General features: G+C 38.8%; 9 protein-coding genes. All 9 read left to right on the forward strand.

Annotation, left to right across the window (positions count from 1 at the left end; all coding sequences use genetic code 11):
* Positions 1-115 precede the first annotated feature (115 nt).
* The 9 genes from ACYVHJ_RS03580 (at position 116) to ruvA (ending at position 11,086) form a co-directional block, all read left to right on the forward strand.
* Positions 116-1,861 carry a tetratricopeptide repeat protein gene (locus ACYVHJ_RS03580; RefSeq protein ID WP_460512627.1) on the forward strand — a complete coding sequence of 582 codons (1,746 nt, stop codon included), beginning with the start codon at positions 116-118 and terminating at the stop codon, positions 1,859-1,861.
* Positions 1,854-2,597, forward strand: coding sequence for a DUF4292 domain-containing protein (locus ACYVHJ_RS03585; protein ID WP_460512629.1), 744 nt, complete (start codon positions 1,854-1,856; stop codon positions 2,595-2,597). Before ACYVHJ_RS03580 ends, ACYVHJ_RS03585 begins: the two co-directional genes overlap by 8 nt.
* 4 nt (positions 2,598-2,601) lie before the next feature.
* Positions 2,602-3,852, forward strand: coding sequence for a murein hydrolase activator EnvC family protein (locus ACYVHJ_RS03590; protein ID WP_460512631.1), 1,251 nt, complete (start codon positions 2,602-2,604; stop codon positions 3,850-3,852).
* Positions 3,853-3,965: 113 nt separating this feature from the next.
* The gene (locus ACYVHJ_RS03595; RefSeq protein ID WP_014018529.1) at positions 3,966-4,175 is read left to right on the forward strand and encodes a Sec-independent protein translocase subunit TatA/TatB; all 210 of its coding nucleotides are present in this window, start codon (positions 3,966-3,968) and stop codon (positions 4,173-4,175) included.
* A 4-nt stretch (positions 4,176-4,179) separates the two neighbouring features.
* On the forward strand, positions 4,180-5,613 hold the full coding sequence (gene gatA / locus ACYVHJ_RS03600) for an amidase (protein ID WP_460512633.1): 1,434 nt from the start codon (positions 4,180-4,182) through the stop codon (positions 5,611-5,613).
* Positions 5,614-5,616: 3 nt separating this feature from the next.
* The gene (locus tag ACYVHJ_RS03605; protein WP_460512635.1) at positions 5,617-7,008 is read left to right on the forward strand and encodes a LysM peptidoglycan-binding domain-containing protein; all 1,392 of its coding nucleotides are present in this window, start codon (positions 5,617-5,619) and stop codon (positions 7,006-7,008) included.
* Positions 7,009-7,092: 84 nt separating this feature from the next.
* Positions 7,093-8,187: a DUF4837 family protein gene (locus ACYVHJ_RS03610; protein ID WP_339902982.1), complete on the forward strand. Its 1,095-nt coding sequence runs from the start codon at positions 7,093-7,095 to the stop codon at positions 8,185-8,187.
* 35 nt (positions 8,188-8,222) lie between these two features.
* The gene (locus tag ACYVHJ_RS03615) at positions 8,223-10,487 is read left to right on the forward strand and encodes an NADP-dependent malic enzyme (protein ID WP_339902983.1); all 2,265 of its coding nucleotides are present in this window, start codon (positions 8,223-8,225) and stop codon (positions 10,485-10,487) included.
* On the forward strand, positions 10,484-11,086 hold the full coding sequence (gene ruvA, locus ACYVHJ_RS03620; RefSeq protein ID WP_339902984.1) for a Holliday junction branch migration protein RuvA: 603 nt from the start codon (positions 10,484-10,486) through the stop codon (positions 11,084-11,086). The genes ACYVHJ_RS03615 and ruvA overlap by 4 nt, the downstream gene beginning before the upstream one ends.
* Positions 11,087-11,180: the final 94 nt, after the last annotated feature.

Below are 11,180 nucleotides of genomic sequence, written 5' to 3' on the forward strand. Positions count from 1 at the left end.
GCGTCCAATGGATCATTTTGATACTCTTGATCTAAGCAGCGTTGAATCCCCCAATAATAGTCAAAAAAGAGGTTTTGTCAATAGTAAAATTGGCAAACTGATAGCGTGCAGAAAAATGAATAAATTAAATTTAAATTTTTTAGTTTGGTTTTTCACCTTTGCCATCTCTCTGGGAATACCCATGGAAGAGGCTTTTGCTCAGAAGAAACTTAGTCGAAAAGAACGGAAGGCAAAAGAAAAAGAGATAATGGCCAGCAGATTGTTTATTGAAGGACAGAAAAACCTCATGCTAGACGATTATGAGAAAGCTTATTTCTATTTCCTAAAAGCCCTGGAATTTAAAGAAGAAGAAAGTGCCATTCATTTTAAACTTTCCCAAATGATGGTTCGTGCAAAGCAGTATGAAAAAGCTTTGTCCTATGGGCAAAGGGCCCTAGAATTGGATCCTGATAATAAATATTATCATTTACAAATAGCAGAAATTTATAATAGTCAGAATAAAACAAGAGAAGCCGCAGGAGTTTTAGAAAATTTAATGGCCAATGAAGGCAACTATAGACAGTATATCCTAGACCTTGCTTCTTTGTATTTAAAGCTTCAGGACTTCGACAAAGCTTTGGAGGCTTTAAATAAAGCTGAAGAGTATTATGGTGTAGTGGAGCAATTGACTGCTCAAAAACAGCGAATTTACCTAAAGAAAAACAACCTTGAAATGGCTATTAAAGAGGGTGAAAAGCTTATAGAAGCCCATCCTGGAAATTCCAGATATGTCCTTTCTTTGGTCGATATCTTGTTCAATAATAACAAGAAAAATCAAGCCCTGGAACTTGTATTGTCCACCTTGTCTACTTACCCTAACCAGCCGGACATAAAAATGGCGGCTTATAACTTATACAAGGATCGAAATGATCATCAAAAGGCCAACAAATTTTTGAAAGAGGCCTTTGATAACCCTGACTTGGAAGGTATTGTTAAAGCAAAAGCATTTTCTGGTATCTTATCACAAATGCAAAACATTTCAAGAGATCAACTTTTGGACAGTCTTTCCAAGCCTCTGAAAGCTTACCACCTCAATAATGCTGAAACCCTGATCGCTCTGGGAGACTATCGACTTCAACAAAACGATGCAAAAAACGCCATAAAATATTATTCCAAAGCTGTTAATATTACCCCAAATAACGAAGCACTATATCAACAATTGATCCCATTGATGTTTGAAAACCAGGAACCTTTTGAGGATATTGCTGAAATTGCTTCTATGGCTACAGAAAACTTTTCTGAAAGTGCAGTTTTTTGGTTTTATTTGGGCACTGCCAAATCTGCCAGTAAGGAGAATGAAAAGGCAAAATCTGCTTTAGAAAAGTCGCTTGAACTAAATAACAAATCAAACCCTCAGTTGACCATGATGGCAAATTCTCAATTGGGGGATGTACTCTTTGGTTTGGGAGAAAAGGAAAAAGCCTTTGCCCTTTATGAAGAAGTTTTGGCTCAAAATGCAAATAATGAGCATATAATGAATAATTATGCTTATTTTCTCTCCTTAGAAAAAAAGGATTTAGAGAAAGCATTGAACATGTCGCAAAGGCTAGTCAAAAAATATCCGGATAACCCTACTTATTTGGACACCCATGCTTGGGTATTGTTTCAGTTGGACAGGTATGAAGAGGCGCGTCCATATATGGAAAAAGCATTGGAAAAGGAAAGTGAACCAAGTGGGGAAATGCTTGAACATTACGGCGACATCATGTATAAGATTGGGGAGAAGAAAATTGCGCTAGACTACTGGAAAAGGGCCATGTCTATGGAAGACACCTCTGAATTTTTGGCACTTAAAATCAAAAATAAAACATACTATGAGTAAAGCGAAGATATTGACCTACTTTTTGGGAATGGTGATGCTTTGGTCTTGTGCAAGAAAACCCATGTCTTATACAACGGATAAGACCATGGATGAATTTAACCCTAATTACCTTGATTTCAATTACCTTTCAGCCAAAGGAAGGGTAACCTTGGAAGAGCAGGATGGCAAAATCACCAAGGGCGTACTTAACATTAGGGTGAAAAAAGACAGTGTCATTTGGTTTAACATGTCTCCCGGCTTAGGGATTGAAGCGCTTAGAGGTTTTATTAGTACCGACAGAATCAAAATCAGAGACCGGATCAACGGTCAGAGAATAGATATGGATTATGCTGAATTTCAAAAGAAATATGGTGTTCCGCTGTCTTTTTCTTTATTCCAAAACTTACTTTTTGCCAACTTGCCTCATGAATTCAGCTATAGAGATCGGCTAATAAGAGTAGGCAAAACATTTGTCTTAAATCAAGAAAGGGAAAATATAAAATACAAAACCAATATCGATGCAGGTCATGGCAAAGTTACTCAACTTGAAAGTGAGGCCTCCCAAACCCGAAGCGGGAGTCTGGAAGCTTCCTACATGGACTTCAGAGAAGTTTCGAATCAACCTTTTCCTTATCAAGCCATTATCAAAATGGTTTTGAGCTTGCCGGACAGGCCAAAAACGAACTTTTTTTTAAACGTAGAAATGATCAAAGTAGAATTAACGGATGCCTCACTTAACTTCCCATACAATTTTTAGTCAATTGAGCAAAGCTAGAGTACTTTGCCTTGCTATTATATTACTCTTTGGGTTGGGATCAACCTCTTTCTTAACCGCTCAAATCACTGCCGATAGAGCAAAACTAGAGAAAGAGAAAATTGCTATTCAAAAAAGATTACGGGAATTTGATACCGTATTGCGAAAGACAACGGATGAAAAAAAAGTTTCTGTCAAACAATTACGCGCAGTAAATCAAAAACTGCAGGAGCGAGAGAAGTTTATTGCTACCATCAATAAAGAGCTTCAGCTGGTCAATACAGAAATTAATATAACTTCCGCTCATATAAAAATATTAAGTGATGAGTTGGATTTACTCAAGGAAGAATATGCCCAAATGATCTACACCTCCTACAAATTAAATCAAGGGGTAAACCTCATTACATTTATATTTTCTTCTGCCACTTTTAAGCAATTTTATATGCGCTTAAAATACCTGAAGCAATACAGTGATGCGCGAAAAAAGCAGGTAGAACAAATGGAAAAAGTCAGCATGGAATTGGCTGAAAAGCAAGAGGATTTGGAAATACAGAAAAAAGATCAGTTAAAAGTTCTTACCGAAGAACAAGAACAGAAAAAAGAGTTAGACCGCCTTAGAGAAGAGCAACAAAGAATGGTCAATGCTTTAAGCAAAAAGGAAGAAGAGGTTAAAAAAGAAATTGCAGCAACAAAGAAACAACAGGCAGAGCTCAACCAATTGATTAAAAATGTTATAGCTGAGGAAATCAGATTGGCCAAAGTAGCCGAAAAGGTAGATGAAAAACCAAAGGCGAAAAGTCCAAGTACAAAAGCATTACCAACGACCCCAAAAGTGAAAAAACTTTCAGCCTCATTTGCGAGCAACAAGGGAAACATTCCATGGCCGGTTGATAATGGTTTCATTTATAAAAAATATGGCACCTACCCCCACCCCACACTTAAAGGTATTACTGAAACCAATGATGGCATTGACATTCAAACCACCAATAATTCCCCTGTGAAATCTGTATTCCCCGGCACGGTTACCAAGATCACCACAGTTCCCGGAATGGGGGGGACAATTATTATAAAACATGGAGAATTTTACACCATGTATAGTCGGCTGAAAACCATTAATGTAAAATCAGGTGAGGAAGTTCAATCCAATACTGTAATTGGACACGTATATTCAGATGAGGATGGGTATTCAGAACTTCATTTTCAAACATGGAAAGGCCTACAGGTAATGAATCCTACCATTTGGCTTTCTAGTAAATAATGGTTAAATTTTAGTATATTTAAAAAAAATAATTACAACATGCTTTATTTCCTTTGCGTTAGAAAAGCACAATCATATATTTGTAACAATTTCAAAATTAAAATAAGCATATCATGAATACATTGGCTTTTATACAAAATATCGGAGGAGGATCACTTGTGGTCATCGTTCTGGTAGTTATCCTTCTTTTTGGAGCAAAAAGAATTCCTGAACTAGCGAGAGGACTCGGTAGAGGTATCAGAGAATTCAAAGATGCTACCAAAGAAATTCAGGATGATTTGGAGGAAGGACTGAAAGACGACAACAAGAAAGCAAACAAATAATAAGTTGGAAAAATTTCGTTCATTCGATGAGATAAGGAAATCGCTGGAAAAAAAGGAAACGGATTGTAAAGCGATTGTCAAATATTACTTAAGCAAAATTGAAACGAAGGCGCAACTCAACGCCTTCGTTGAAGTTTATAGCCAATCTGCCTTAGCACAGGCTGCAGCTATTGACGAAAAAATAGCCGCCGGAAAAGCTGGAAAACTTGCAGGTATGGTAATTGGCATAAAAGATGTATTATGTTTTAACGAACATGAATCAAATGCCTCAAGCAAAATCTTGGAAGGTTTCGAATCCCAGTTTACCGGCACCGCAGTGCAGCGCTTAATAGATGAAGATGCCATTATTATTGGAAGGTTAAACTGTGACGAATTTGGCATGGGCTCTTCCAATGAAAACTCTGTTCATGGGAAAGTACTTAATGCCATAGACGAAAGCAGGGTTCCCGGAGGTTCTTCCGGTGGATCAGCAGTGGCTGTTCAAGCCAATCTTTGTACAGTATCTTTAGGTACTGATACAGGTGGATCTGTGAGACAACCTGCAGCTTTTACCGGAGTAATTGGCATCAAGCCCACTTATTCCAGGGTGTCTAGATTTGGGCTTATTGCTTATGCATCTTCATTTGACACGATTGGCGTTTTCTCAAATAATATTCAGGACAATGCATTGGTTCTAGAAACAATGGCGGGCCCGGATGATTACGACAGCACTTCTTCAAGAAAACCTGTCCCATCCTACAGCAAACTATTGCATTTCGACAAACCGGCTAAAATTGCCTACTTAAAAGAAACTGTTCATTCAGAGGCATTGCAACCGGAAATTAAGGCCAATACTTTAAATGTTCTGGAAAAACTGAAGGAAGAGGGCCATACGGTAGAGGAAGTCAATTTCCCACTGCTGGACTATGTGCTCCCTACCTATTATATCTTGACGACTGCTGAAGCAAGTTCAAATCTATCTAGATTTGATGGAGTAAAATATGGCTATAGAACGTCAAATGCCCACAACCTAGAAAGCATGTACAAACTCACCCGGACTGAAGGTTTCGGTGAAGAAGTAAAGCGAAGAATAATGCTTGGTACCTTTGTGTTGAGTGCGAGTTACTATGATGCTTATTTCACTAAAGCTCAGAAAGTAAGGAAGCTTATCAAGGATTTTACGGAAGACCTGTTGACTAAATATGACTATATAGTCTTACCGACCACGCCAAGCACTGCTTTTAAATTTGGTGAACATTCAAATGATCCTGTAGCCATGTACCTGGAAGACATGTTTACCGTACAAGCATCCGTTTCCGGGGTACCCTCCATTTCTATACCAAATGGAAAGGACAACAAAGGTTTACCTATAGGGCTTCAAATCATGACCAATTCCTTTAAGGAAGCTGAGTTATATGCTTTTGCCAATTATTTGACAGCAGCAGCATTTAATAAATAAAATATGAGAATAAAATCTTTCTATATACTAGTAGTGATTTTGGTATTGGCCGCACCTTTAGGAAGTGTGTCTATGGCCCAAGAAAAAGCACTGACTGTCTCGGTTGACCCCTCGGGCGAAGAGACAGTTGTGCCTTATTATGACTACGAATATATACCGGATTTTACTTATGAAGAAGTGGAACAACGTATCGCAGAAATGGATACGGACATGCCTTTTGAACTCAATGAAACTATTTTTGCCTTTATCAATTATTTCACGGTAAGGAATAGAGAATACACCCGAATGGTTCTTGAAAGACAAGGCCATTTTTTCCCAATGTTTGATACGTATCTTTCTGAGCACAATATGCCGAAAGACATCAAGTACTTATCCATCATTGAATCCGGATTAAATCCCAAAGCACGTTCCCGCGTTGGTGCCATGGGACTATGGCAGTTTATGCCGGCCACGGGTAAAGATTTTAAGCTCTACTACAACAGTCACGTAGACGATCGCTTAGATCCGGAACGCTCAACGGAAGCTGCTGTACGCTACCTCAAAGCATTGAATAAAAGGTATAACAATTGGGAGTTGGCCTTGGCTGCTTATAATTGCGGACCGGGAAATGTAAATAAAGCCATCAGGCGCTCAGGTGGAAAACGAACCTTCTGGGAGATATACAGGTACCTCCCAAGAGAAACCAGAAGTTATATTCCCCAATTTCAGGCAATCATGTATGTCTTGAGATATGCTGAAGAACACAATTTAATATTAGAGGAGCCATCTTATCCTATGGCCTATGAAAAGGTCAATATGGGAAATGGCTATACTTTAGAGAGCCTAGCCAAACATACCGGTCTTTGCATTGAAGACCTTGAATACCTTAATCCCTCACTGAAAAAAAGCAAGGTACCTGAATTTGGAAAAGCAATTAGTATCAATGTTCCCAAATCCGGTCATGCATTCATTACTGACAATCATGAAGCCATAAAGGACTCTTTAAAAATTGAAAATCAGAGATACCTGGCAAGCCTACCGGAGAAAAAACCGACCAAAGCATTGCACAATGTTACCTACAGAGTAAGAAGTGGAGATGTTTTGGGTAAAATCGCCGAAAGGTACAATGTATCTGTCAGCCAGCTTAAATCATGGAACAGCCTATATTCCAATACAATTAAAATCGGGCAAGTTTTACATATTTATCAAGATAAATCAAGTTTTGATAAAAACTTAGCCAGTTCCGAAAGCATCTCGACCAACAGCAACGGGGGGAAAATGTATACCGTTCAGCCAGGTGATTCCCTCTGGTTAATATCAAAAAAGCTGGAAGGAGTTACCATTGATCAGCTCAAGAAATTGAATAATCTGAACAATAATCGGATCAAACCGGGCCAAAAGTTGATCATTGGCTAAATTTCAAACTAATTTCTTAATTATTTTTTTTGAGTTGCGATAATTATATCTAAATTAGGCTTACACAAAAACAAACGAACTATTATGAGTTTAAGATTTTGCATTATAGCCTTGTTTACTGCGATGGCTTTTGTCGGATGTCAAAACGATTCGGCAAACAGTTCTGATAGCAATAAACCTAAAGCCAGAGGTACCCTAGGGGAAATAATCCTGGTCATAGATTCCGCCAAATATGCGGGACCTGTAGGAGATGCGTTAAAGGAAATATTCGAATCGGATATCGAAGGTATTATTAGGGAAGAATCCATGTTTTATATGAGAAAGGTGGACCCTAGAAAAATGACACGTATGTTGAGAATGGCATCAAATATAATATTTGTTACCACATTTGATGATAAGCGTCCGGGCAGTAGGACTGTAGCCAATCAATTCTCCCCCGAATCAATTGAAAAAAGCAGGGCTGACTCCTCATTGTTTATGTTAAGAAACAAGAATGAGTTCGCCGTAGGCCAGGAAGTGATCTATTTGTTTGGTGAAAATGAAGATGAGTTGATCACCAATATGAAAGCCAATAAGGATTTGCTACAGAGCATCTTTTCCAATAAAGAAAAAGAAATTTTGGGAAAAGCCCTCTTCAATCGAATAAATGGTGAAGGCGTTTCTAAGCTGGCTGAAAAATTTGAAGTGTCAGTGAAACTTCCAGCTTCTTATCAGTTTGTAAAAGAGGAAGAGAACTTTTTATGGTTCAGGCAGCCTACAATCGGTGTAGACAAACCCGATATTAGCTTATTTTTCTACCAAACAACATATGAAGACGAATCTCAGGTTTTTCCGGAAAACATTATTAAGTTAAGGAATGAAATCACCAAACCAAATATATATGGTGACCCGGAGGTACCTGAATCCTATGTAATCATAGAAAAACAGATTCCACCGGCTTTCAAAAACATCAGATTAGATGGTCAGTATTCCGTAGAAATGCGAGGATCTTGGAAAACCAATAACTTAACAATGGGAGGTTCATTTCTATCCTATACAGTAGTAGACGAAGCAAAAGGAAAAATTTTCTATATGGATGGATTTGTATATTACCCTAATGAGGCCCATAGGGCATCAATTAGAGAAATTGAGACCATTCTTCAAGCCACACAGTTTGAACTGAAGACAGAATCAGAATAAACATAAAAAAACCGGAAATTATTTTTCCTTGCCTAATGAAGATAAGAAAAGAGGATGCGTTAAATTATCATGAATTTAAGAAACCGGGAAAAATTGAGGTAGTCCCCACCAAGCCACTTTCCAGTCAGCTGGATTTGGCTTTGGCCTATTCTCCCGGCGTAGCAGAACCTTGTACCGCCATCCAACAAAGTCCTGAAAAGGTTTATAAATACACCTCCAAGGGAAACTTAGTTGCCGTTATTTCAAATGGTACAGCTGTTTTGGGTTTAGGAAATATCGGTCCTGCTGCATCCAAACCTGTGATGGAAGGAAAAGGGGTATTATTTAAAAAATTTGCAGGAATTGATGTTTTTGATCTGGAAATAGACGAGAATGATCCGGAAAGGCTAATCCAAACCATTCGTTCACTGGAGCCTACTTTTGGGGGAATCAATTTAGAGGACATCAAGGCTCCTGAATGTTTTATCATTGAGAAAAAGCTAAAGGAATTAATGAATATTCCTGTCATGCATGACGACCAGCATGGTACAGCCATCATATCCGGGGCGGCACTATTAAATGCCCTGGAAATGATCCAAAAGAAAATAGAAAACATTAAACTGGTAGTTAGTGGAGCAGGAGCTGCTGCAGTTTCATGTGCAAGGTTTTATATAGGCCTTGGTGTTAAATATGAAAATGTAGTCATGTGTGACATTGATGGGGTCATACGAAAAGACAGAAAAGGTCTGTCAGAAATACATCGACTTTTTGCTACAGACCGAGACCTACACACCATCACGGAGGCCATGAAAGGAGCGGATGTTTTTCTAGGCCTATCAGCGGGCAATATTATTAACCAAGACCAAATCAGGTCCATGGCTAAAAACCCTATAGTCTTTGCATTGGCCAACCCCACACCAGAAATTAGCTATGAGCTAGCGATGGCTGCCCGCGAAGACATCATTATGGCCACCGGGCGTTCCGATTACCCCAACCAAGTAAATAATGTTATCGGCTTCCCCTATATTTTTAGAGGAGCTCTTGATGTAAGGGCCACAGGGATCAATGAAGAAATGAAACTTGCAGCAGCCTTAGCCATCGCTGATTTAGCCAAACAGCATGTTCCGGACATTGTCAATAAGGCTTATGGTGAGGCAAAGTTAGCCTTTGGTAAAACTTACCTTATCCCCAAACCATTAGACCCCAGGTTAATAACCACCATTGCTCCGGCTGTGGCCAAAGCAGCCATGGAGTCCGGTGTGGCCAAAACGCATATAGAAGATTGGGATGCCTATGAGTTAGACCTTCAAGAAAGGATAGGTATAGACCAACGCCTGATGTCTCGAGTGGTGACCAGGGCTAAAGAAGACCCTAAAAAGGTAGTATTTGCAGAAGCAGATAATCCTAAAATTTTGAAGGCCGCTCAAATAATGCGGGATGAAAAAATAGGTGTTCCAATTTTACTGGGTAATAAACAAAAAATTAAAAAACTTATCAAGGCCAATTCTCTTGATTTGGATGATGTCACAGTCATCGACCCAAGTGAAGATAAATCAAAACTAAAGCAATACGGACAATTGCTTTACGACAAAAGAAAACGCAAAGGCATGAGCCTTTATGAAGCCAAAAAGCTTATGAAGGAAAGGAACTATTTCGGAGCAATGATGGTGGAGCTAGGAGAAGGAGATGCCTTAATTTCTGGATTAACAAAAGATTACCCAAGAACCATCCTACCTTCTTTGCAGGTAATCGGGGTAAAAAAAGGAGTAGACAAAGTTGCGGGCATGTACATCATGAACACAGATAAGGGTCCGCTATTTTTTGCTGACACCACAGTAAATGAAAATCCTTCTGCCGATGAACTGGTGGAAATCATCGGTTTAACTGCCAATGGAGTCCGCTTTTTTGACATAGAGCCAACCATTGCTATTTTGTCCTATTCTAATTTTGGTTCAGCCAAAGGCAAAGTACCTGTAAAAACAGCCTTGGCTACAGCCAAGGCTAAAGCCCAGTTTCCCGACTTGGTAATAGAAGGTGAGATGCAAGCCAACGTAGCCTTAGACGAAGAGATTCAGAAAGAAAATTATCCTTTTAGTTCCTTGATTAATAATAAGGCCAATACTTTGATATTCCCGGATTTGGCATCGGGTAATATTGCTTATAAGCTGGTCGCTGAGATTGGAAATTCTGAAGCCATAGGTCCTATCCTTTTGGGTATGAATAAATCAGTGCATATTTTACAATTAGGTAGTTCTGTAAGAGAGATTGTCAACATGGTAGCCATCGCAGTGGTGGATGCCCAAACAACAGCAGATGAATGATTACTTATCTTAAAGGAAAACTAGCATTCAAAGACCCCACCCATGTCATCATAGATGTTCATGGCATTGGTTATGAAGTAAAAATATCCTTAAACACCTATGGGAAAATTGAGGACAAGGAAGAAATCATGCTTCATACCTACCTGCATATTAAAGAAGATGCGCACACTCTATTTGGGTTCAAAGAGGCCTCTGAGAAAAAAGCTTTTTTAAATTTAATCTCGATATCAGGAGTTGGTGCAAGTACCGGTTTAATGATTCTTTCTAGCCTGACTGTACCTGAACTAGAGCAAGCAATAGGTTCAGGGGACCACCCGACTATTCAGCGAGTAAAAGGAATCGGTGCCAAAACCGCACAGAGGATTGTTTTGGAACTAAAAGACAAAATTATAAAAGATGGAATTTCTGCTCCTGAGGGAGGGACGCAGGGCTTTGTTCAAAACAGCAATAAATTAAAACAAGAGGCGTTACAAGCTTTGATTACCTTAGGCTTCACTAAGGCTCAGGCAGAGAAAAATATCATGACTGTTTTGAAAAAAAGTGGTCCCGATGTTTCTTTAGAAGCATTAATTAAAGCATCTTTAAAGTCATCATCATAATATAACTACGTTGGTCTTTACTTTCTCAAATATTTTTTGGAGAAATAAGTCATTGCAACACTATCCTACTTCCCTATCAGGACTGTTTTTTATA

The organism is Cyclobacterium sediminis (assembly GCF_054781075.1).